The sequence below is a fragment of the Alkalihalobacterium alkalinitrilicum genome (assembly GCF_002019605.1).
Lineage (GTDB): Bacteria > Bacillota > Bacilli > Bacillales > Bacillaceae_F > Alkalihalobacterium > Alkalihalobacterium alkalinitrilicum.
In genome coordinates, this window is the sequence record NZ_KV917368.1 from 1,295,578 (window position 1) to 1,321,261 (window position 25,684).

Consider the following 25,684-nt stretch of genomic DNA (forward strand, 5'->3'; position numbering starts at 1 on the left):
AAGAAACTTCCATCAGTGTGCGTTTTCCACTTCCGGACTGATGGTTAGTTGAGGCTCACACGATGTGGTCGAAAAGACGTTGCCACAGGACGTGGCGCATAGTCTGTGTAAAATGGATATTTTGAATTATTACTAAGGAGTGAATAAAATATGTCGACGGAACGACAGCACTGGAAGGCAAAAATCAAAGCATCATATCCACTATTTAGTGATAAGGAGAGATTAATTGCAGATTATATTCTTTCAAATTCAAATAAGATTATCCATTCTACCATTAACCAAGTAGCTGAAGATCTCCAAGTTGCTGAAGCTACGATCTTTCGCTTTTGTAAAAGGATCGGATTTAAAGGGTATCAAGCTATGAAAATCGCACTTGCTTCTGAAATCGTAACTCCTATTCAAGATATTCATGAGACCATTCACGAAAATGACGATGAAAAAATCGTTGCTGAAAAAGTCTTCAAATCCAATATTCGGACATTGGAAGAAACACTTGAAGTAATTGATGGGGTAAGGTTTCAAAAAGCAGTTCATGCAATATTAAGCGCACGACGTGTGGAGTTTTATGGGAATGGAGGATCAGGAATTATCGCGATGGATGCCCATCATAAATTTATACGAACCGGCATTCCAACAACTGCATATCAAGATTCGCACTTTCAATTAATGTCGGCTTCTCAATTAACGAAAGAAGATGTCGTCGTTCTTATCTCTCACTCTGGGACAAATCGGGATATACTCCAAGCTCTAGAAGTCGCAAAGGAACAAGGTGTCACCACAATAGGAATTACTACGTTAGCAAAGTCACCGCTAAGTAATGGAGTAGATATTCCCTTATATACGGTATCACAAGAAACGATATTTCGATCTGAAGCGCTGGCTTCACGACTAGCACAACTTTCAATCATAGATGCACTATATGTTAATGTAAGTATGGCGCGAAAAGAAACGACGAAATTGACTTTAAGAAAACTTCGAGATGCTATTTCATTAAAGCGGATTTAATTGTTCCATTCTAACTTCATAAGAAAGTAAAACTTCCATCAGTGAGGGCTTTATTCTTCCCCTACTGATGGTTAGTTTAGGCCCACACGATTTGAGTCACACAAACGTTACCACAGGACGTGGCGCATTTGGTCTGTGTTCATTTGTTGTTACTGGCAGTATTACTGCCAGTTGATGCGGGATAAAAGAGACACCTCCCATCTTTCGTCGGAGTTGTCATGTCAACTTTTGTATTATAATGCATTGGTAATATTTATGAGTTTATCTGACGCAACCGCAACCTGTTCGGCTGATCCATTAACTTCCATAAATATGTTTGTAAGCTCTTTCATTTCATACGCTATTAAGACATTTTGTTCTTTCATATTTACCATTGAATTCACAATTTTATCAAAAAATTGATTTGTCATACATGACTCATTTGTTCCCTTTTTTATATGTTCATTATTTTCAGAAATGGACGTTGCCATATTTACGGTATAGCGGTTTATTTGATTCACTAGTACAGTTACTTCAGAAACTGCATTTTTCGTATCTTCTGCGAGCTTTCGTACTTCATTTGCTACAACGGCAAAACCTTTACCCTGTTCGCCTGCACGGGCTGCTTCAATAGCTGCATTTAAAGCAAGTAAATTGGTTTGATCAGCAATAGATGTAACCATCGTAGATATTTCTTCAATTTTTTTAGAAGCAGTTAACAATTCTTTCATTTCTAAAGTAATTTTTCTCATGTTTGCTTCTGTTTCGGTAATCACTTTCTCAAGATGTTCAAGGCGCAATTTCCCTTCCTTAGATTTTTCTTCTGTTAAAATGGCTATTTGAGAGCTAGTGTTTGTTAATGTCTTAATTTCATTTGTTTTATCGCTCATTTCTTGTATTGCTGCGCTCGTTTCCTCACTAATAGCTGCTAATTCTATCGCACTAGTATTAACTTGGATTTCCAAGTTTACCTTCTGTTCTTTCGCTTCGTTACGAATTCTTTCATTTTCAATCTCATAAGCTTCTAAGACAATTTGCTGTTCTAAATTTAGTATCTTCGTTAATGCCATGATAACTTGACTGGCTTCTTCTATATCATTCGTTTTAGGGATAGCGATGTATACGAGCGATTGTAATAAATCTTGAAAAGCACACATGTACCACTTCGTGTCTAAACCGATTTTGACATGCACTTGCGCAATCTTGTTTCTTTGAAGGATAAATCTATCATCAATCTGCCCGTTGAACATGTCATATATATGAGAATGTAGCGTCTTTTTTAAGCGATCAAAATGGCTATGATTGTTAATAATTTTCATTAAAGATGTTTCTTTTCCCAAGTTAGTGTAGAACTGGTCAGCTGTTAATTAGAATAATAGAAAACCCAAAATTTATCAATATTTACCAAAAAATTATAAAATTTGCAGAAAAATGAAATATTATTAAATTGAGTGAAGTCTTTTTAATAATTTAAAAGAGGCTGGGATATAACTAAAATGTCGAACTCCAAAGACGAATGATTTATGTACAGAAACACCATTAAGAGAAAAAACCCGAACTAATTCAAATTCCTAACTGTAGAATCTTGAATTATAGTTCGGATTTTTCTTTGGCTAATATACTTTTATCCCAGCCTCGAATACAAAATATCTATTTTTCAAAAAGATGCTGTTGTGAATTACATTAAATTTGTATTAACCATTGACCATTAATTTATATTTATTCCATCTTCTAGTTTTTGCTTTTCTTCATTATCCTCATTTGAAATCGGTAAAGATATACTAACTGTTGTTCCTACACCTTCTTCACTTTCTATTACAATATGGCCATTATGCTCTTCAATAATTTTAAAACAGACCATTAGTCCTAATCCAGTTCCATGATCTTTACTAGAATAAAAAGGTTCACCTAGCTTCTCAATTTTTTCCTTATCAATGCCACATCCTTGATCATGTACTTGAATGATTACGTATGGATCTTTATTTTCCATATTAATTTCAAGGTTTCCACCTTCTGGCATCGATTCTATTGCATTTTTTAATATATTGATCAACACTTGTTTAATCTTATGTTCATTACAGAAGATCGTATGTATATTGTCATCGATAGTACACTGAATCTCGATCTGATTTAATAGCGCCTCTGTATCAATGATTGCTAATGTATTTTTTAATAAAAGTGCTGGATCTTTTTCACTAAAATTATTCGCTTGTGGTTTAGCAAGAGACAAAAACTCTGTCACAATTACTTCGATTCGTTCTAATTCAGATAACATTAAATCGGTGTATTCTTTTTTGATGCGATCTCTAAAAAGCTGGATGAACCCTTTTATTGACGTTAACGGGTTTCGTATTTCATGCGCTACAGCTGCTGAAAGTTGTCCAATAACTGAGAGTTTATCAGATCGATTTAATAATTCATCTGTTCTTTTTCGGTCACTAATATCTCTTGATACCGAAGTAAAGCCAAACAACTGACCAGTTTCATCGCTAAGGGGAGAGTACGTAATACTGACATCTATGATGGTACCATCTTTTCTTTGTCTTTTAGTCTCTAAACCGATGATATCTTTGCCTTCTTTGATTTCTGAGATTACATGTTCCATTTCTTTTTGCTGATCTATAGGTAGGACAGGGAACTTCTTACCTATGATTTCTTCTAATTTCCAACCATAGATGTTTTCAATTGCTGGATTGACATGAAGTATTTCACCTTCTAATGATAATGTCCCAATACAATCAGCGCTATGATAGATTAAAGATTCCAAAAAATTTTTAGTTTGTTTAAGTTGTTCTTCTGATTTTGTTTTTTCTGTAATATCCTCAACGATCGCATAAACACCAATTACGGTCTCTTGTACTACAATGGGTACGTGTGTAAGATTTAAATAGACTTTGTTTCCATTTTTGTGACTAACTGTCATTTCAAAGTGTTGGGATTTTCCTTCTAGTGCTTTTGTAAAATGTCGCTTTACCTTTTCAGCTTCCTCTTGATTTAAATATTCACAGTATTCTTTAAGATCACTGAACTCATAGCCTAGTATTTGTTCAAGAGAACGATTACAACTTGTCATATCTCCATCTAAATTCATAATAGATATCCCGTTCGGATTATTATCAAACAATGACTGGAATTGTTGTTGCTTTCTTTCAAGCAACTGTACCGTTTTTTTCCGTTCCGTAATTTCTCGTCCGATCACTACTATTCCCTTACTTAATATATGATCATAATTTAGAGGAACTTTAATAATATCATACACTTCCTCTTCCCCGTTGGGTTGTGGAAGGATGAGCTCTCTTCGGATCGGTGTTCCTAGTTCCCATGCTAATTGATCTGTTTTTTCAACTTCTGATATAAAAGCTTCATAATCAGGGTGTAAAGTTTTTGTTCCATCTATGTCTTTTTTATGAAATAATTTTAGCTTTTCGACTGCCGTCCTATTTCCCTCTAACCAACCGCCTTGATCATCTTTAAAAACAATGAGGTCTGGTATTAAATCCATAACAAATTTAAAGCGTTTTTCCGTTTCACGAATTAACCTTTTTTCGGACTCAGCTCTTTCAATAGCGAGTCCAACTAAATTAGCACAAGTCTCTAACATTTCCAGTTCAAGACTTGTTGGTGTAGATGGGAACGGATGATAAATGGCAAAGGAACCAACGACTTCTTCATCAATAAATATAGGAATAGACCAACATGCACGAACTCCGATGGATAAGGCATGATCTTTAAAGTCATTCCATAATGGGTCGGTTGAAATATCTGGAACAATCACTCTTTCTTTGCGATACATTGCTGCACCACATGAACCTCTTTCACCTAATTTAATATTATAAAACGATTGAGTAAATTCTTTAGGTAAATTAGGGGCTACTACCTTTTTAATTTCTATATTTTGATCTACTAAAATAATAGAACAATATGATTTTCTTACAAAATATTCTTCTATTAATATCGATATCTGGCTTAACATATTATGTAAAGATTCGCGTTTTACGATCATTTTAAGTATTTCTTGATTTAATTCTAACATTAAATCACGTTGTTTTTGTTTGGTTATATCTTCAACACTTAAAAGGTTATACGTTTTATTGTTTTCTTTTATTATTCTGGAATGTAGTTTTAGCCATTTTTTATGTTTAGTTTTTACCTCGAAAGATTGAATTGGTTGAGTCGTTTTATTTAGATAAACAAATGAATTAACGATGTAATCATGATAACCTTCTTGAATAAAGTCAAAAATGGAACCGTCTACTAGATCCGTTTCGTTGTTTAATAAGCAATTAACCTGTGTGTTAGCACTAATAATCAATCCACTATTAGTAATAGCTAGCATTGGTATTGGACTTTGATTACAAAAATGATTTAGGGTGTGATACATTTCTTCTAGCTGCTTCATTAAATAATTCCTCCAATTTCCATTCCTCACTCTAAAATTTTCTGTAAGAAGACTTTTTTGATCGAATTTTATAGTATTTGATTTATAGATTACAGCATCGAATCAACTAGTACTCACCTAGAATATACAGATCATTTATACTTATTATAAATCTGTTTTTCAATAAAATCTTCAATTAATTACAAAAAACATCCAGACACTGAATTTTTGAGATGAATATTAAATATGGTTTGTATCCTATCCCCTAAAAACATACTTAGTAAACGTCACCAAAAAAGGCACCACTACCACGGCTAAGTAGTATTGGTGCCTTATTCGGTTAAATATCGGCGAGCACATTCAACTTTTTCAATTGCTTGCCGTCACTTTGAGGTACTTCTACTTCTTGAAATTTTGCATAGTTTACTTTTACGCCGTCATCTGGAGCAATCACGACTCGTTTATTTGCGATATGTGCAATGACTTGGTCGTATTGCTGAATTTCAATGAGTTGCTTTTCGATGGTTTCTTTTCGCTTTTTCGCTTCACCTTTTTCAAGAACCGTTCCATCGCCTTCAAGAATGATATATAACTGTTCAGTTTCCGCTTCATATTTTCGTTGCAACTTATGTAAATAATCGGTACGTACACGAGCAACAAGGCTTTCATCATAACGATGCATATATATAAGCGCCTTAAACCCTTGGTGTTTTCCACTATCGAATAACCAGTAAATTGGCCGTTTATTGTATGTTTTTATATGATCTTTGAAAAAATCTTTTTGAAAATAACGACGAAGTGCTTGTCTTGTTGACTCGGTTGCTTTTCTATTTATTGCACCAGTAATAAACTCAAGATTTTCTTCTAGTTTTTCTTCACCAAATGTGGCAACAAGAAATTCAACAAAACGAGTGACAATGTCGTCATCAAAATATATTTCATCAGTCAATGGAATAACGTTAGATTCGGTTGGATTAAAACGTTTATACCGTTCAGGATCGAACTCTCCACCCGCACAGACTAACCCGTTTTCATCTAGTGAATACCGACCAAACATGCACCCGACCGCATAGGAGATAAACGACTTAATATCGCGCTCATAGTTTGCTTTGGAAAGTGTAATGTCTTCATCTAGAGCATGAGGTGTTACGTCACCATTTAGTTGATAAAGATCAATAAATAATTCATTAATCTTTTGCTCGTTTTCTTTCATCTTAGTAAATTGTTGCTTGGTATAGTAGGACCAAGCATCAAATGCATCCTCTATCGTGTCACAGATACCCTTATGTTCAAGGAACGGATGTTCTTTGAATTCCCAAGTCTTCTCAAACGAATTCCAATCGTTTTTACTAATTTCGATACATTCCTGTACAAGATTAGAAATAGTAGATTCGTCAGTTGAAATAACTGGAATGGATTTAACATGGCCAACTTCATAATTAACAGTGGGGCTTAAAAAGCTTAAAACAGTTTTTGCCACATTACTATTCATTAATCCTAAAATAAATAAAGGATCTTCTTCTTGAAAAAAGATGGAACAACCTGCGACATCAAACGGTGTACCAATATCGTTATACCGCATGGAAAACCCGCCAATTGTTACTTTTGACCATGTTAAACAATCTTGAAAATAAAAACTTCTCGAAGGCAAATGGTTCCCAACTGTTGCCAATTTATCATAGTGATCGTTGTCAAATTTTATAACATTTTCGATATTTCCAAACCATTTTCTATAACTACCACCTTTATTATATGGAGCATATCTCAAACCGCTATTTAAAAAACTTTCAGTATTCTTATAGTGAAGACCAATTTCACGGAAATCCACTTCATACCAAAATCTTAAAAAGAAGTCGTTATTTCCTGTAGCTAACCCTTGTCGCGGCGAAGATACTTGTCCAAGCGGGGTTCCTTTTTCATAGGCAAAAATAAAACCGTTCGTCATATTATAAGCGATTGGACTGTTTGGAATAATAGAAAAGTTCTTTTGTTCGTTCACGTATGTTCCGACACGGTTAAGAAACTTTTCTCGTTTCACTTCTAGTGATTCAACTGAGCTTTTCTTTTCGAATAATCGTTGATAGGTTGCTTCATAACCGTCGATAATGCTTTTCTGAAGAACAAATGCTGTCGTACCAAAGTCTGACCCAAAAATGCCTCTCCCAAAATGAAGCAAGTTAACAATTGTAACTTCTTTTAGTAACATCTTTCTTAGTTCTAGATAAGAAGATAAGTACATCCAGGTTGGAATATTAATTAATGAAACAAACCCATTTTTTTTGGATAAAGTATAACAAACTTCCATGAATACTGTGCTCATATCATCTTTTGTCATTGGGTAGTTCGTTTTAATATAATTTAATAATGTTTTATTAATTCCAGACCTTCCCATATACGGCGGGTTTGTAATCGCAATATCATATTTTTGATTTAATATTTTTGCCTGTTTCAATAATACGGGTAGCTTATCCAATAAAACATCAAGGTATTGTGCTGTAAATAAATTAGAAGGATCACTTGATTGCAACTCATATAGACGTTGTTCTATGGCTTCTGTTTGAATATCATTAGCAATTAAAATTGAGCCATATTCTTTTGCGTCCTTGAAAAGAGCGAAAACATATTCGATGTCCTCTCGAAGGTGATCATTATCTTCTATCATTAGGTCAATCGCTTCAGGTGGAATATCGTTACTTTCTTGTATTGATATAAGGTTGACTCTTACAGGCTCACTGAAAAAACGGCGATGATAACTTCGTGCCTTCATCATAATCGCAAAATAAGCTAATTGCGCCGCTCGGTCGTCAATATCTATGCCGTAAAGGTTCTTTTCTATAATAAGCTTCGGAATTTCACGAGGTGAATAACCAGCTTTCGTATAAATTTGATAAAGAACATCAAAAGCGTACACTAAAATGTGACCTGAACCCATACAAGGATCAATGATTGTAATCATTTCTGGATTTAACCTTGCGTCTACCAACTGAGTAAGTTCATGTTGAACTTCAGAATTTTGTTGCGCATCTTCGATATAATAGATCCACCCCTCTTTAAGTTCGTCCCCAGGGTGAGAATTCAACCAAAATCTCCCTAAGGAATTTTCAACCATGTATTGAACAATCCATTTAGGTGTAAAGAGTTGAGTTGCAGCTGGAATATTTTCTTTCGTTATTTTTTTATTTTTCTTTAGCCCTGCGAAAACTTCATCTTTTTTTTCGGAAATATAAAATTGATATAACCAGCCAATGATCTCGACTTGTTCTTTCCAATCCTCTTCTGGAATGGATGTGACAAGAAGGTGAATAACCGAACCTTCTTGTAGCAAATTTAATGGCAATAGTAATTCTGTATAATCATTAATTCTCTCAAACATAACAGGTAAGATTGAATGTAGGGCATTACATTGCTTAATAAGTAAATACTTATATAAATCCTCGGTTTCATTTGTATCAAGAAGTTGGTATATCAATTCATGGTCTAATTCTAAATCCAGTTCTAATGCGTCTGTTAGGATATCTGGTTCTTGTTTTCCGTCATGCTCGGAAGTCAGCACCCTAACTCCTGTTGGTAAATAATCATTTACTTCCATGAAACGTAGTGCAATTAAACGGTTGAACCACGTATAAGCAACTTCCTCAATTACGTGATCGAATCCTTGATGGTTAATTTTGGTTATTAATTCTTCCCGTTGCTTCAGTTCAAACGTTTTGAAGATGCGCTGGTTCACTCGAAATCCACCTTCAAATAGTTCAGGCTCTTTTATTTCATTTTTGGCAATACCTAATTCATACGCTTTTTGTTTTATGTCTTCTATTAACTGCATTCTTGCTTGAACTGCAAATTTACGAATAGCTACTTTATTCATCGTTCCCCCTATTTCTTACGAGAAATGAGCGGGAGAACTGCGACACGGATAATACTGCCTCTTTACCCTGTTCCAATTCAAAACCACTCATTTCACAGATTTATTTAACATGTTCAGCCGTTTTTGTTTGCTCCATTCAATTAATCACTTGTCGCTAAATCAATGAGAAACGGGATTTTGTCATAAACCGTTTTCTCGTTTTCATCCTCTAAAATAAGATAATAGGTCTTGGTTTTATCATACTTTAAATTTTTTAAAACGAATTTTTCTTTATACGTACGATCTTGCGGTGTTTCTGATGTACTATCCGCAATTATCGTATTTTCATTTGAAATTCGCAAGCCTTCTTCGTCAGCGATATAAGAACTCAAACGTATAGGTAGCCGTTTTGTTTCGACTTTTTCGGATTGAAAAAACTCCAAATAAGTAATCATGCTTGTTATTTTTCTTGAGATATTCGTTAATTGTACAGTCACTTTCTTTACTGCATTTTTATCAGATGCACTTCGATCCGTTTTGTATTTAATAACAGGGATGACAATTTCTTGGAGCATTGATCCACCATGAATGAAATTCGCACCTGTTCCTTTTCGGGCAAATCTCATCGTTCCTCTAGGTACTGTAGTATAGAGTTCACTATCAGCTCCTAATAAGTAATTTAGGGAAATAGTCAATACATCTTCACGGTGCTCGGGTGAATCCGTAACGGTAAATCTCCTTTTTTCAATTTCATTGTCTGTCAAGGTAGGGCTAGTCTTATCGTAAGCTTCAATCGAACTTTGTTGATAAACAAAACCATGATCAGCAGTTACATAAATATTCGTTGCACTTACATGATTTACTAAGTCATGTATCAATTTTGAAAGTTCGTCGATGGCGTCTTTTACTGCAAAAAACACATCATGTTCGGTTGCGGCATGGTCTCCTCTAGCATCAATCGTGTTGTGATAAATATAAATGACTTTTTGACCTTTCATTAAATCGCGTAGCTTTCTTTTCATATTTTTTATATCTGAATAGTTTACTGCTATGGAATCATTTACTTTCTTTTGTAATATCGTTTGGCGGTTAATGATACCGTTTGTCGAGCTTCCATCGACTTTTACTTGATCAGCACGATATTCAATGGAATGATGCGGTAACAAACTTGCCATTCCTAATGAAGTATAGGAAGGCACGACACCTTGTATGGCGTCTATTTCAGTCGATGCTTTTTTTGTGCTATTAAGTAGTTCTACGAGTTCATGCGCAGCTTCGTACCGAAACGCATCTGAATTGATGACAAATACCTTTTCATCTCGATTAACATGGGGTTGAATGAAATCGTTATAAAAATTATGTTGTTGTTTTATACCTACAATTGGCCAATGAGAGCTTAATTCTTTTTGAACAGCATTGGACCAATAAACGGACAACTCTTCTAAGTAAGCATTTACATATGTATTTTCTATTAACTCTTTTACTTCTGACAAATCATCTTTTAATTGAGCTTGGTCAAATGCAAAATGAAATTTACGGTATGCTTGATCAATTAAATAATAGTTGCTCAAATAGTATTCAAAAAGTTGCAATGCATTATTTTCGCGCAACTTGTCTTTACATTTTTCCATATGTTCTAGAAAGGTAATTGCCCAGTTTAATGCTTCATACTCATGTTGATAATATGGAAACCAGTGTAATTTTCTTCGGGTTTTTATAATTCGTTTGTAATGATCATAATCTTGAACCATTTCATTGATATAGTTGGAAAGAGATGTAATAAAATATTTATCAAAACAAGGAAATGTGTCACTTTCTAAATACTGCTCACTCTTCCATTCTGTCATATGATGTTGCACATTTAATTGTTCTTCTATTAGTTTTGCCCATTGGTTATAAAAGTCAACATCTTTCGTATGATGCATAAATTGGTTGATGAAAATAATGCTGTTCATTTTTACACTTGTAACGTAGGGTTGCCAACTTCGTGGCAGATCCGCTTGGAAAGTTTCCTTTAAATGGGAAAGACACATGGTGATGAACAATTGTTGTAACGATTTTTGATCTCCCGTATATCCATAGTAAAATTCTACAAGAGACCAAAACGTTTCTGGATCTCCAAACTTTTCAATATCGAGCCAAGCTGCATTCGTTTCATTTAGTTCGTCGATAAATAATTTCTTTACAATGTCATCAAAGGTCAAGAAATCGGTTTTACATAGAGAAGCTAGCACACATAAATGAACGCTTTCCTCAGTCCATTCTTCGACATCATAAGAAGCAAACTTTGAATATCGTTCTTTATTATTAAAGAACTTTGAGTAATGCTTAAATACATGGGCTAAGGACTCATCTGTAATTCCTAAGTCTCTCATAATGATACTCGTTTTATTTGCGGAAAATTCAATACTGTATTTGAATATATCGATGAGCAAATTTTGTCTTGCAAGTGGCTTTGGATCATTTGAGTAAACTATAAAATGAGAATTAGGGTCTACCTTTTCAATCTCATACTTAGCAAAGAAAGAATTGTGACTCGTCAAATGTAATATCCGAACTCCTTCGATTTTTAGTTCTGGTATATGTTCTGAAAAATCATATTCAGGGTCGTACCAAAAAACAATGTGACGCTGCTTGCCATCCTTAAGTTCACTTGAGAATATATCGACTAAAGATTGTTTAATTTGTTCTAAGTTCATAGATCTTCCTCTTTTTTTGGTGTTAGTCACCTTTGATTTAGTGAAGTAAAGGTGGTCACACCATATTTGTATTGCTGTGTTATAGTTTGATATTTGCTAATATGTTCATCTTTTTTGTCAGTTGGCCTTCTCCGTGAATGACGTCAATTCCTTGGAATTTTGCATAATTTGACTTAATACCATGATCTAAGTTCAGTTGTATTCGTTTATTTGCAACGTGAGCAATGGCCTGATCATATTGCTGGCATTCTATGATCTGCTTCTGTATCGTTTCTTTTCTTTTTTTCGCTTCTGTATATTCTCGAGTGGATACATCCGATTCTATAATAGTATCCAGTCTTTCCAATTCCGTTTCGTATTTTCGTTGAATCAAATGTAAATACTCTGTTCGGACACGAGCGACAAGCCCTTCATCATATCGATGTAAATATACGAGAGCTTTAAAGCCATTTTGTTTGCCACTATCAAATAGCCAATAAATGGGCCGCTTTTTATACACTTGTACATGATCTTTAAAGAAGTCTTTTATAAAATATCTTCGGATCGCTTGTCTAGAAGATTCGGTTGATTTTTTATTTACTGCTTCCGCGATAAATTGTAAGTTTTCTTCGAGTTTGTCCCTACCGTATACGACTTTTACAAACTCTACAAATCGTGTCACGATATCATCATCAAAGTATTCCTCATCCGTAATTGGAATGACATTTTCAGCATCTGTTGCATAAGTTTGATATCGATGACTTTCGAACGCATCACCTGCAAATACAAGTCCTTTTTCATCTAAAGAATATCGACCAAACATACAACCAACTGCATACGAAATGAACGATCGCACGTCTTTTTCTACATTAGCCATGGTTAAAACAATATCTTTATCTTGTATTTCAGGGGTAACATGCTTTTCTAATCCGTAAATTTGAATAAAGATCTCATTTAACTGCTCTTCATACATTTTTAAACGAGAAAACTGATCGTTCGTGAGTGATTTCCAACGATCAAAAGTTTCTTGGAGTGTGCTGGCTTTACATTTATCATATAAAAAAGGGTGAAGAGAAAAATCCCATGATGTTTCGTGAAGATCCCAGTCTTGTTTTGAAATTTCAATACATTTTGAAGTCAACTCATTAATGATTAAATGCTCCTCTTTACTCGGCAATAAAATAGGTAATGATTTAATAGTGCCAACTTCAAAGTTAATCGTTGTACTTATGGCACTCAATAATACTTCATTCACCTTTGAGTTAAGTAAGGATAAAATATAAAATTGATAAGGGTCCAAATCAAAAATCGAACATCCAGCAACATCAAAAATAAATCCATTCCTAATATACCTGACTGAAAATTTTCCTGACGTTACTTTTGACCATGTAATGGATTCTTTAAAGAAGAAATCAATATTTTTTACAGTACGAGAGTAACTTTTATAAAGGGAGGCTGCATATTCTTTAATTTCACTTCCATTATCTTCCCAATTGACGACATACTCGGCATTTCCAAACCACTTTCTATATTTACCACCTTTATTATAAGGAAACCATTTCTTTTGCGATAATGTAGCTTCATCATTACTTTTAAGATTAAATCCAATCTTTCCTTTTCGTACTTCAAACCAATATCGTAAATATTTATCATTATCGGATGTTGCCATGCCTTGGCGCGGACTAGCTATTTCACCTAAACTTTTTCCTTCTGTAAAAATCGTTCGAATCTTATTATCGATCCAATATGTAATAGGCTGACTTGGTAATGAATGAAAGGTATCCATGGAAGCAACAAACTTTTTTTCCACATTAGGATAAATACTTGGTGCACCATTTGCATCAAGATCTGATAAGCTCACTTTACAAAAAACACCTTTGTAGTTACGAAGCTTCTTCTTTCTCCATACTGTTGCCGCCGTTCCGAACGCGATTCCCATTACCATATTTTCTAAATGATTTAAAGTTACTATATGACTCTCTCTTTGCAAGTCATTACGAAACTGTTCAAAGGACGATAAAAACATCCAAGATTGCATTGTCACCATCGCATTGTAGCCATTTTCGTTTAAAAATTTCATTCCACGTGCAATGAATATTGAAAATAAATCATATTTTGCATTAGGATACAATTTCTCTAATGTTTTTGCCATTTTGGTGTTCATATTCCGAATACCCATATATGGTGGGTTAGTCACAACGACAGAGAATGTCCGACTCAACAATTTAGCTTGGTGGATGAACGTTGGGAACAGTTGCATTATTAACTCTCGATGATTTGCGGTAAACAAGTCTGACGAATTTTCATTTCTTATTTCATTTACACGTTGTTCGAAGGCAGAAAAATCCAGTTCTTCTATTTCTAATATAGACCCAAATTCTTCGGCGTCTTCAAACGTTTTTATAAAATATTCAACATCTTCTCTTTGAAGCCGCTTAGCAAGCTGGGGGTCGTTTGTATCGATAAAATAATCAATTGCTTCTTGCGGAATTCCGTTACTTTCTTGGATCGCACAAAGATTTACGTTAATGTGACCCTGAAACAAACGACGATGATAACTTCTCGCTTTCATCATGATTGCAAAATAAGCTAATTGGGCAGCGCGATCATCAATGTCAATTCCATAGAGATTTTTTTCAAGAATGAGTTTGGGTATTTCTCTAGGAGAATACCCTGCTTTGGTATAAATGTCATAAAGAACATCAAATGCATAAACAAGTATATGGCCAGATCCCATGCAAGGATCTATTACTGTAATTTCTTCTGGGTTTAATGGTTCCTTTGTTATTGAATTAATTTGTTGTTGAATATCATCGTCTTGTTTCACGCCATCCAAATAATACGTCCAGTTCCTTTTTAGCTCTTCATTAGGGTGGGACTCAAGCCATAATCTGCCAAGGGAGTTTTCAACCATATATTGAACGATCCACTTAGGCGTAAATAGTTGTGTTGCTGCAGGTATATTTTCTTTCGTTACTTTCTCATTTTTCTTTAACCGTGCAAAAACATCATCTTTTTTCTCTGAAATATAAAATTGGTACAACCAACCGATAATTTCAACCTGTTCTTTCCAATCGCCTTCAGGAATGCTTGTAATAAGAAGGTGGATCACAGAATTTTCTTGTAACAAATTCATTGGTAATAAAATTTCCGTATAATCATTAATCTCCTCAAACATAATCGGTAAAATCGTATGTAAAGCATTGCATTGTTTAATCAACAAATACTTAAATAAACCTTCTGTATCATTAGAATCTTGAAAGCTATAAATCGTTTCTCGGTCGAGACCTAAGTCTAGATCTAGCGCTGCTGATAATATATCGGGTTCAGCTTGACCTTCATGTTCCGAGGAAAGTACTCTTACGCCTGTCGGCAAATAATCATTGACTTCCATAAAACGTAATGCGATCAGCCGATTGAACCAAGTAAAGGCAACTTCTTCAAGCACTTGTTCGAACCCTTTTTCTGCAATTTTTCCAACAAGTTCTTGACGTTGCTTCAATTCGGTAGGCTGGAAGATCCGCTGGTTAATTCGGAATCCTCCTTCAAAGACCTCTGGATCTTTGATTTCCCTATTGGTTATTCCTAATTCATACGCTTTTTGTTCAATATCACTGATTAGCTGTAACCTTGCTTTAACTGCAAACTGTCGAATTGCCGATTTATTCATTTTGCCCCCCATTAACCACCTTCAACTAAGAGGTTTCACTTTACTTCTATTAACATGATCTTTTATTTTGTCCACTCTACAACTTAATGTCAGTTAAAACGTTCATTTTCTGCGTTGCCTTGCCTGCTACTTCGGCAACATCAACATCTTGGAACTTCGAATAGTTCGCCTTAATACCTGCAGTTACATCGAGCATCAATCGTTTGTTGGCGATATGAGCAATTATTTTGTCGTAATGATAGGTTTCGATGAGTTGCTTGTGAATTGTATCTTTTTTTCGATTGGCGACAGTTTTATCTCGAGCGGAAGCATCACCTTCAACAACCGCTTCCAATCGTTCCATTTCCGCCTCATACTTCCGTTGTAAAAGGTGGAGGTAATCCGTTCGCACGCGAGCGACAAGTCCTTCGTCATACCTGTGCATATAAATGAGTGCCTTGAATCCATTCTGTTTCCCACTATCAAACAACCAATAAACAGGACGTTTTTTATAAGTTTGAACATGGTCTTTATAAAAATCTTTTAAAAAGTACCGCCTGATTGCCTCCCTTGAGGATTCTGTTGTTTTTTTATTGAGTGCTTCCGCAATAAATTCAAGGTTTTCTTCAAAGCCTGTCTCGCCAAACGTCACCTTTATAAAATCGACAAATCTAGTTACGATATCGTCATCAAAATACTCGTCATCTGTAATCGGTATAATGTTCTGTACATCCGCAGCAAACGTTTCGTAGCGACTTAAGTCAAAATCCCCCCCAGCAAAAAACACTAGGCCATCTTCATCTAAAGAATACCGACCAAACATACAACCAACAGCATAGGAAATATACGACTTTACATCACGTTCGCGATCCGCTATACGAATAGCAATTTCATCTTCAGGAACTTCTGGTTTGAACTCATCTTCTAATTGGTATAAACGTATAAATAGCTCGTTTAATTGTTCTTCATTTGCTTTCAATTGATTAAATTTTGCTTCTGTATCAATACTCCAGCTCATGAAAGATTCTTCAATGCTAGATGCTTTGTAGTTCAAGAAAGGGTGTTTTTTAAAGTCTAGGGACGTTTCAAACGAATCCCAGTCTTCTTTCGTCAAATTAATGTTTTCTTGAACGAGTGCAATGATTTGCTGTTTACTTTCTTCAAGCGGAGTGACTAACGGCACACGAACAACATCATTCAGCTTTACGTGGAGTCCTGAATTCAATAGCTTGAAAACTTCATCGGAAATAACAGAATTCAACAAACCTAAAAGAAAAAAACGATTCTCTGCGTTACTGATCAGTAATGCAGGTCCTGCCATATCAAAAAGAGTATCATTCGAAAGAATTCTTGCGTTAAATGTACGGGTTGTTAAGTCGGTATACGTTATACCCTCTTTAAACCAAAATTCTTTGTTCAATAGATTGGATGTTGAATTTTCGCGGTAAAACGTTTTTGCTTCATCCGACCAATCAATAACCGTTTCTAAATTTCCGTACCACTTTCTTAATCGCCCGCCTTTAGCATATAAAAACCAGCGGTCATTTATTTCATTTAGATTGACTTCCCAGACAAATCTTAAATATCGTTCATTGTTAGCGGTTTTATTCCCTGACCCTACATTGTCAATTATCGTTTCAATTGAAGGGTTAGATTGAAAATTAACGAGCATCTTGTCACTTGTCCAATAAGCAAAAGGGTACTTTGGAATTCCTTTAAAACTTTCAACTTTTTTAATGAACCAGTTATTAGTATTGAGCATTTGTTGTACCTTTTCTTGTGTACCGAACCCAACGAGATTGATAAAGCAACTATTAAAGTCCGGAATCGGTGAATTCCGTGTAATATAAGATGTCGTTTGAACGACTTCCCCACCAATTTCTTCAAAGGCACGAGCACCGAGATGGACCATTGAAACAATAGTTTGAGTCTCCATGATAAATTTTCGGACTTTTTCGTAACTACTTAAAAACATCCAAGAGTGTTGATTGATCGTAGCTAAATAACTAGTTGATTTCCCGAAATAATGCATTTGTTCCATAAAGACCGTAAATAAATCATTGGAAAATTCTTTATAATTCTTTCCAATATATCCTTTTAGCTTAGGATTCATATTCCCTGTACCCATATACGGTGGGTTGGTTACAACGACATCATATTTCATTGTGAGTAGCTTTACTTGGTCTACTAGTGGTGGAAGCCACTTAAGTAACTCATCACGATATTGAGTTTGAAATAAATCAATTGATTCACTCATTGTGATAGCTTCTAACCTTAAGGCAATTTCATCAATTTGAATGTCTTTTATTTTTATGATGGAACCGTAGTCTTTTCCATCTTGGAAGCTTTCAATTAGAAGATTCATACTTTTTTGAAGGGATTCATCAATGTCTTCACCGTTAGCTCGTATGAAATAATTTATAGCTTCACGTGAAATTCTGTTACTTTCTTGTATTGAGCACAAATTTACTTTTATTTGCTCTCTAAATAAGCGTCTGTTGTAGCTTCTTGCTTTCATCATTACTCCAAAATACGCTAATTGAGCAGCGCGATCATCAATGTCCATACCGTATAAATTGTTTTCTAAGATCAATTTTGGAATTTCTCTTGGTGAATATCCCTCTTTTGCATAGATGTCATATAAAACATCAAAGGCATAAACAAGAATATGGCCAGATCCCATACAAGGATCTAATACTTTAATATCTTCAGGCATTAAATTTTTATTTATGAGGTGAGTTAATTCTTGTTCAACCTCGATGTTTTGATCTACTTCTTTCACATAATAAGTCCAGTTGTTTTTTAACTCTTCGTTAGGATGAGTTTCGAGCCATAACCTGCCAACGGAATTTTCAACCATATATTGAACGATCCATTTGGGGGTGAATAGCTGTGTCGCTGCTGGAATGTTTTCTTTTGTAACTTTTTGCTTTTTCTTTAAACCAGCAAATACTTCATCTTTTTTTTCCGAGATGTAAAATTGGTACAACCACCCGATAATTTCAACTTGTTCTTTCCAATCTTCTTCTGGAATTGATGTTACAAGCAGTCGAATGATGGAGTGATCTTGCAACAAATTTTGCGGTAGTAAAACTTCTGTATAATCATCAATGGGTTCAAACATGATGGGTAGTATCGTATGTAATGCATTGCATTGTTTGATTAACAAATATTTAAATAGACCTTCTCTGTCATTTGCATCTTGTAGACGATAAATGGTATCTAGATCTACATTCATATCAACGTCTAAAGCTGCGGCTAAAATATCAGGTTCCGTTTTTTCAACTTCTTCTGATGAAAGGATACGCACCCCTGTTGGTAAATAATCATTCACTTCCATAAAACGAAGGGCAATGAATCGGTTGAACCATGTATAGGCAACTTCTTCAATAATCTGTTCAAGTCCTTTTTCTTCCACCTTATCTATTAACTTTTGACGTTGCTCTAATTCTGATATGTGAAACACTCTTTGGTTAATGCGAAATCCACCTTCAAATACTTCTGGCTCTTTATTTCCATGTTTTGTAATGCCTAGTTCATATGCTTTTTGTTCAATATCAGAAATCAGTTGTATTCTCGCTTTTACAGCAAATTTTCGGATTGTGGATTTATTCATATGACTCTCCTTCTCATATAGTGAAACTTCCATTAGTGAGGGGTTTACCTCTTCCCCCACTGATGGTTAGATGAGGCCCGCACGATGTGGCAACGTCTGTGTTCTTAGTTGTTGCGGGATAAATTCAAACTAAGATCCATGTGGGGACACGCCCACATGGAAGGTGTGAATATCTATCTAAATTAAGCGAATAATGGTATCTTCTTTTAGCTCTTTGACGAGACGCTCCCGCAGTTGATCAAGTAAATTATCGATATCTTGTTCGTCCTCTACAGTTGTTGTACCACGAAGAACATTAGACATGCTAACATTAACCGTTTTTTTCACTTTATTGACGGTTTTTGCTCCTTCAGTAGTGGCTGTTTCCCCAGACGATGGTTTTCGAGTGATTGGCTGAATTTGTGCTCGTCGTTCCTCCTCATCGAGCGCATAAATTTCATTAAATGAACGTAGTTTTATTCGGTCACTTTCCTCTTTCATGGCGATCGCTTCGTAGAAGTTATTCACTCGTTCTAAACGAAGTTTTAAATCGTCAAACCTTTGTTTAATTTGAGGTAAAAGTTTGTCCTTAAACGATTTACTCGTAAGCTCTTGTAGTACTTTTTCATAGTCAATTTTTATGACTTCACGAACAGGTTCACATTCTTTTTCTAATAGTTCAGTGAACTTCTCTACAAACCCTTTAATCAAATTTGGTAATCGGTAAATATTTCCATATGGATTTGCTTGGAAAATAATCTTCTTCATCTCGACAATGGCTTTTGTGATTTCTTCATCAATAACATATGTTTGATTTTTCTCGAAGATTTCAATCTTTTCGATTGCATCGTCAAAAATCATTTGTTGTTCTTCAAAAAAGTGTTTAATATCTTTTCGATGATCAACGTAATCTAAAACGTCTTCTTTTAGTTGAAAAGCAGTTTTATACCATGTAAGTGTGTCGTTGATCGATATTAGTTCTTTAAATGTTTCTTCAGCTTGGAGTAAATGTTCTTTTCCTGGATAAGGTTTTTTCTCGTAACGATCGAGATACCTTTTGATGACCGTATCAAGCTCTTTTTCAAGCAAAGCATTAAACTGACTACGTAAACGGTCTTCATCTGCAGGTAATGCTGTCGTTGCCGTCAATTCTTTAGAAAGGTCTTTAATATTATTCAAATATTTTACAGGGGTCTTCTCCCGTTCTTTCACTAGTGTTCGTTCTACATACTCTCGTTTCGTCAAATAATTAATAAAGTCCTTATCTTGCAATTGTATTGATTGTTGGTTGATTTGCAATTTTATATCTTGAGATTTAAATAGCTTAATGACACAAGCTACGCTATCGTATTCTAGCCAACCGTATGGAATATTTGAGAAGAATGTGATCAAAGACTTCATTGTTATTGGTATATTACGTTGACTGTTCCGTTTAATGTAAGCATGTACTTCTGTTAGTGCCAACCGATTTGGATCTTCTTCAATTAGCGATAACTGTTCGTTTGAACTACTGACGAGTTCGTGCAAATCCTTTATGGAATCGGTATGCTCGGAAACTTGCTTAAGTTTATGATATAGAGATTCAATAAGGCTTTTGAAAGCTTCATTTAATCTTTCTTCTGGATGTTTAGATTTTACTTTTAAAGCTTGATTGTTTACATAAATATCAGCTTCTATTAATGCGTCTATTAAGAGTGTTTTTACTCGTTTCTTGCGTTCAGTCGATTCTCTTCTTTTTCTTAACTTAATTTCATCAATGGTTGAAGTTGTTGAGGTACCTCCAGCTTTTCTAAGGTATGCATCGATTTTTTTTGCTTGTTCCATTTCTTCAATAATAGCTGTATCAGATGGTAGCTTTATAATTAAATTATTCTCTCGAAGTGACATCGATTTTAGTTCTGCCTCATTACTATCGTTCAGACCTTCAAAGTATGGAGTGATAACTTTTACGCCGAATTGATGTCCTTGTTGTCGTAAAGCGAGTTCATCAATGTATGTGTTAAATGGAAAATGATATCGAGTTGAATATCGGAATTTCTTTTCATTATAAATATCTTCAAAAATCAAAATACCAATTTCTCGGATGGTTTCAGATGAATCGATATGAATACTATTAATTTCTCGATTCACATCTTGTTCATCATTTGTTAGAAAAATATATTCTTCGCCGTTTTTTAAAATTAATGTTTCACGGATAAGTCTCTGCAATGAACTTTGAATAATTTTCGTTTGCTCTACTTTGTCTTCATCAATTTCATGAACGAGTAATGTAGCTAAATTTTCGATATTTGCTGGCATTTCCTTTACGTACTTAACTAAAAATAATAATTTTAAAACTTCGATATCTTTTTCATTTAATCGACTATTTTGCTTAGCTTGAATAATAACAGATCGAACACTAGCATCTAGAAATGCTTCAATCGTTTCATAAAAAGCAGAAAACGGCACAAATGTACCTATTTCTTTGGAAGCATAGGCAATCGCCGATTCCTGAAAAGCACTTAATAGAGAACGTTCTCCTTCTGATAAACTTTTTCCAGCAGCCCCGTGAACTCGGACACCTGTGAAGACTTTTTGTAGCAACTGAAATTGGTAAGGAACGAATGGGTATACATCGATAAAATCTTCTTCATCCGCAAACGATTTCATCTCAGGCGTATCTTTGAACGTGATCAAATTATTAATTATTGACCGTTTATTTGGATATAACAGTTGTAAAGTTTCTTTTGCTGTATCGTTTTTTTCTAAAATACGTTTACGAATTACTTCATCAACATTGGCGCTTGATAAACTTAATCTTGTGTTAAATCGACCTTGAATTTTAGAAAAATCATCACCTTTTACTTTTGTAATTGAATCGATTTCTTGTTGACTCGTGACCATAACCCAACATTTTCCACCACAATAAATACCTAATTGTTCGACAACAGTTTGTAAATTCAGCATCAGATGCGTATCGTCTCCGATGTATTGTCCCATTTCATCAACGAGAAATAATACATGGTGGTTTTCATCTTTACTATCGATATATTCGTTAATTCTTTGAGCGAATTTTTCAATACTTAAGCTATAATTGTCCTCTGCTTTGTTGTACCAATTCCTTGCAGCTTTTTCACTCATTTTTGATGTTTCAGCTAGTGCTTCAACGATTGAATCTTCTTCATAATAAAAATCCTCACGTGAATCTTCCCAAGTAGAACCTGAAACCTTTTGAAAAGCTTCTTTAAATGAATTATAAACTCCCTCTTTAGCTAATTGTCGTTCTAAATCAGCTACCCAAGGGATTGAACCACAAAAGCCTTGCATTTCGTTAAAAGCTTTGTTAAATACTCGTAAGATTGAGTCTTTATGTAATTTAGAGTCAGAATCAGACTTTGCATCTATATTAAAAAGAATAACATCGGTCGTAACGTTAGCCGCTTTTTTCATATTTTCTAAAATTGTTCGATCGTTAATTTTATCTTCAAAAAAACCAACAGCTCTTTTACCTTTTACTTCTTTATTTGCAAGAATGTAAGATAAAATTTTAAGGAAATGCGACTTACCTGAACCAAAGAAACCTGAAATCCACACTCCCATTTTATCAGTATGTGCGAGAACGCCTTTTTGATAAGATTCAAAAAAGTCATGAAAATGTTCGGTTAGTTCATTTGTGACTACGTATTCATCCAACTCTTGATAAATATTTGTTTCATCATCTTGACCAACTTTAATTACACCTTTTATATCACGATCAATTGGCTTTTGAAACATTTCTTTTATATTCATGGGAATCCCCCTGTATCCTTAGTTTTCTATTAATTGAAACGCACGATAATAGTTATCATCTTTAATTTCGTTAAACAAAACTAGCTCTAAACCGTCATAAGAACCTGGAAAAAACATGACAACAGGAACGTGATCAATGACACCATGTAAATTATTGAGAATTGAATGTGAACGAATGACCGGATAGGCTTTGCCGATTCCCGTTAGAAATACAATATCATGTTCTTGCACTCGATCAGAAATGTACTGAACGACCATGTCATTATTTAATGTAAGCCGTAGCGCTTTTTTTGTAGCATTTATAACAAATTCACTTCCTTTTTTTGCTTCTAATGCAAAGTTTTTTTGCAAATATCCTTTTTCTGATAAAATTTCTAATATAACTTCATAAAGGTCAAACTCTCGGATGTGTATACCAGTGTTATTATTATTGATCCGTTTTTTTATAAACGTAATATGCTCCCTAACTAGAAGTTCATATTTAGGGTTGTAGTCAAAAATATGAAATCCAATTTCATTTCCTAATCCTTTGTTTTGTAAAAAAGTAGGATCAGTGATTTTCGGAATAATCATGTCAAGTCGTTCGTGAATTGTCGGCATTACTTTACCCCCATCGCTTGTAAATAAATCGTATCCCCTTTATTTTCGATATGACTTTTGATTTCTGGGTCAAGGATCGGAAGGAGGATTTCACGATCTCCTTTTTTATTTTTCAACAAACCTGCTTCAAATAGTATTCGAATATATACTTGTTGTAGTTTATAAAATGTATAATCTTTCCATTTCGCAATCACTTCACTTTGTTTCGCTTTCGTTTCAAAAAAGAGGTTAAAGTCTTTATCCATTAACACCATATCTCCAAACAGTACTTTGTCTTTAAACACTTCGTTCATAAATTCAAAAAATAAGCGGTCAGTTTTTATAACCGTATACAAGGCAATAACTTTACTTGACTCGAGATCTGAATCGATCATCGCCTCCATTAAATAAGGATCTAATAAATGAATTCTTTGAATTACTGTTGCGGCAATTTCCTTTTTTCGGCTCTCTGAGTTTACTTGAAATAAATTTTCTTTTGTTGCTCGTTCTTTTAGCTCAACTTCGCTAATCCCACTTATATAAAGTGATACAGCCTTTTTTAAATATAAATACATATAATCTCTAGATTTAATTGTTGTACTATATTTTAATCCATTTACCATATATAACCAATCCTTCGGGCCAAAATTTTGTGTAGTTTCATTCTACACTTAAACATAAATATGGTAAACGTCAAAGGCGAATTTTGTCGGTAAAACTTACAACATAGAATGAGTATAGCGATATTGATAGGACAAATTATGTCCATCTCATATTACTATTATTAAATAACTGAAAAATAATTCTGAATAGTATATAATTACCTTGATTAGTTAATAAAGGAGGACGCTATGACAGTTTCCGCAAAAACGATAGCATTAACAGAAAAAGTTAAGGTGAATGAGGGTTCACACATTTTGTATTTTTATCAGTCTGAGGAACGCTATTTAGAGAATCTTTCTTCATTTATAATCACGGCGACCATACTAAATCAACATGCTATTGTCATTGAAACACCGGCCCGTTACAAAGCAGTTAAACAAAAATTATTAGAGCATATAACTGAAAGTGAGATAGAAAATTTCGTTCATTATGTTAATAACTATGAATTTTATCGGCAATATGAAGATTTTAGGTTTAATCGTGTACTTGAAAACTTTAAACATACAGTTCAGCCTTTTGTAGACGGTGATCTGTGTGTTCGTGTTTGGGGTCTTGTTGATTGGCAAGATCAACCGAATATAATGGAAAAATTACATAACATATGAATGTGAATGTGATCTTACAGTGAGTGAAATTGGTTTTGTTACCGTCTGTTGTTATAACGGAAATAAAGTTCCCGCGTATATCTTTACAGAAATGATGAGAAGTCACCCTTATTTGATGACAGATAAGGAACTTGTAAAGTCAGTTCTTTATAACCAAACCGAAGAAACGGTGTTCCCTTCTTTAGCTACGCAACGAAAAATAGAATCAGATCTGGATTTCTATAAACAAAAACTAGAATTTATTCATGTAGTAGCCCATGAAGTGCGTAATCCATTAACGTCATCAAATCTTTTGCCACCATATTAAAATCAGAATCTACGGAACCCGACGTTCAAGCAAGGTTAAGTTTAATAGAAGACTATTCTACAGCGATTGATCATGAAATTCACCATATTATCCAAACTGAACAAATGTTAACTATAGATACGTTTTGGAAGAAAAAACTAATTAAAGTGGTGCCTTTACTAGAAGAAGTATATACAGTGATGACTGTTAAAGCTAGAACACAAAATATCATTCTGAAATCAGATATACGTGTTCCTAGTAACACAATAATTAATGGAAACAAAATGGGATTCAAGTTAATTATTTCGAATTTATTGAGCAACGCGATCAAATATAGCACTGAAAATAAACCTGTGTTTCTAAATAGTTATATACAAGGAAAAAAGCTTATTATTGATATTATTGACCAAGGTATTGGGATGTCACCTGAAGAGGTGGAAAAGCTCTTTCAAAAATATCAGAAATTAAATGATGAAATAGCACGACAAGGTATTGGGCTGTTTAGGGTTTATAAGCTTGTAAAGCATTTTGACGGAGAAATTCACGTAGAAAGTGAATTAGGCGTAGGAACGACTGTTAGAGTTATTTTCCCATTGTAGGAATATGGTCAAATTAGATAAATTTCCTATTAATTTTGTGATTGCAAAATTAATAA

Annotated in this window: 13 protein-coding genes and 1 pseudogene; 4 read left to right on the forward strand and 10 right to left on the reverse strand. The window is 34.3% G+C overall.

Annotation, left to right across the window (positions count from 1 at the left end; genetic code table 11):
* Nucleotides 1–150: 150 nt before the first annotated feature.
* Entirely contained in the window at nt 151–1,005 is an 855-nt protein-coding gene (locus BK574_RS06165; RefSeq protein WP_075389030.1) for a MurR/RpiR family transcriptional regulator, read from the forward strand.
* A gap of 233 nt (nt 1,006–1,238) precedes the next feature.
* Here BK574_RS06165 and BK574_RS28755 read toward each other — a convergent pair whose 3' ends face one another.
* The 10 genes and pseudogenes from BK574_RS28755 to BK574_RS06210 form a co-directional block, all read right to left on the reverse strand.
* Nucleotides 1,239–1,874, reverse strand: a complete 636-nt coding sequence (locus tag BK574_RS28755; protein WP_274379457.1) for a methyl-accepting chemotaxis protein — start codon at nt 1,872–1,874, stop codon at nt 1,239–1,241.
* A 123-nt stretch (nt 1,875–1,997) separates the two neighbouring features.
* Nucleotides 1,998–2,333 (reverse strand): annotated as a pseudogene (locus tag BK574_RS28760) (protoglobin domain-containing protein); the annotation flags it as partial.
* Between the two features lie 359 nt (nt 2,334–2,692).
* Nucleotides 2,693–5,383: a PAS domain S-box protein gene (locus tag BK574_RS06175; protein ID WP_078427947.1), complete on the reverse strand. Its 2,691-nt coding sequence runs from the start codon at nt 5,381–5,383 to the stop codon at nt 2,693–2,695.
* 319 nt (nt 5,384–5,702) lie between these two features.
* Complete coding sequence (gene pglX, locus BK574_RS06180) at nt 5,703–9,227, reverse strand: BREX-1 system adenine-specific DNA-methyltransferase PglX (RefSeq protein WP_078427948.1); 3,525 nt, start codon at nt 9,225–9,227, stop codon at nt 5,703–5,705.
* A 140-nt stretch (nt 9,228–9,367) separates the two neighbouring features.
* Entirely contained in the window at nt 9,368–11,905 is a 2,538-nt protein-coding gene (pglZ, locus tag BK574_RS06185) for a BREX-1 system phosphatase PglZ type A (RefSeq protein WP_078427949.1), read from the reverse strand.
* A 79-nt stretch (nt 11,906–11,984) separates the two neighbouring features.
* Complete coding sequence (gene pglX, locus BK574_RS06190; protein ID WP_078427950.1) at nt 11,985–15,554, reverse strand: BREX-1 system adenine-specific DNA-methyltransferase PglX; 3,570 nt, start codon at nt 15,552–15,554, stop codon at nt 11,985–11,987.
* Nucleotides 15,555–15,630: 76 nt separating this feature from the next.
* Nucleotides 15,631–19,149: a BREX-1 system adenine-specific DNA-methyltransferase PglX gene (pglX, locus tag BK574_RS06195; protein WP_078427951.1), complete on the reverse strand. Its 3,519-nt coding sequence runs from the start codon at nt 19,147–19,149 to the stop codon at nt 15,631–15,633.
* A 177-nt stretch (nt 19,150–19,326) separates the two neighbouring features.
* Complete coding sequence (brxC, locus tag BK574_RS06200) at nt 19,327–22,896, reverse strand: BREX system P-loop protein BrxC (RefSeq protein WP_078427952.1); 3,570 nt, start codon at nt 22,894–22,896, stop codon at nt 19,327–19,329.
* Between the two features lie 18 nt (nt 22,897–22,914).
* On the reverse strand, nt 22,915–23,496 hold the full coding sequence (locus BK574_RS06205; protein WP_078427953.1) for a DUF1788 domain-containing protein: 582 nt from the start codon (nt 23,494–23,496) through the stop codon (nt 22,915–22,917).
* Nucleotides 23,496–24,098: a DUF1819 family protein gene (locus BK574_RS06210; RefSeq protein ID WP_078427954.1), complete on the reverse strand. Its 603-nt coding sequence runs from the start codon at nt 24,096–24,098 to the stop codon at nt 23,496–23,498. Before BK574_RS06210 ends, BK574_RS06205 begins: the two co-directional genes overlap by 1 nt.
* 228 nt (nt 24,099–24,326) lie before the next feature.
* On the opposite strand from BK574_RS06210, the gene BK574_RS06215 reads away from it, so the two are divergent.
* From BK574_RS06215 to BK574_RS06225, 3 genes are all read left to right on the forward strand, one after another.
* Nucleotides 24,327–24,743 carry an MEDS domain-containing protein gene (locus BK574_RS06215; RefSeq protein ID WP_078427955.1) on the forward strand — a complete coding sequence of 139 codons (417 nt, stop codon included), beginning with the start codon at nt 24,327–24,329 and terminating at the stop codon, nt 24,741–24,743.
* A gap of 19 nt (nt 24,744–24,762) precedes the next feature.
* Nucleotides 24,763–25,050, forward strand: coding sequence for a hypothetical protein (locus BK574_RS06220; protein ID WP_078427956.1), 288 nt, complete (start codon nt 24,763–24,765; stop codon nt 25,048–25,050).
* A gap of 104 nt (nt 25,051–25,154) precedes the next feature.
* Nucleotides 25,155–25,628, forward strand: coding sequence for a sensor histidine kinase (locus BK574_RS06225; RefSeq protein WP_078427957.1), 474 nt, complete (start codon nt 25,155–25,157; stop codon nt 25,626–25,628).
* Nucleotides 25,629–25,684 lie beyond the last annotated feature (56 nt).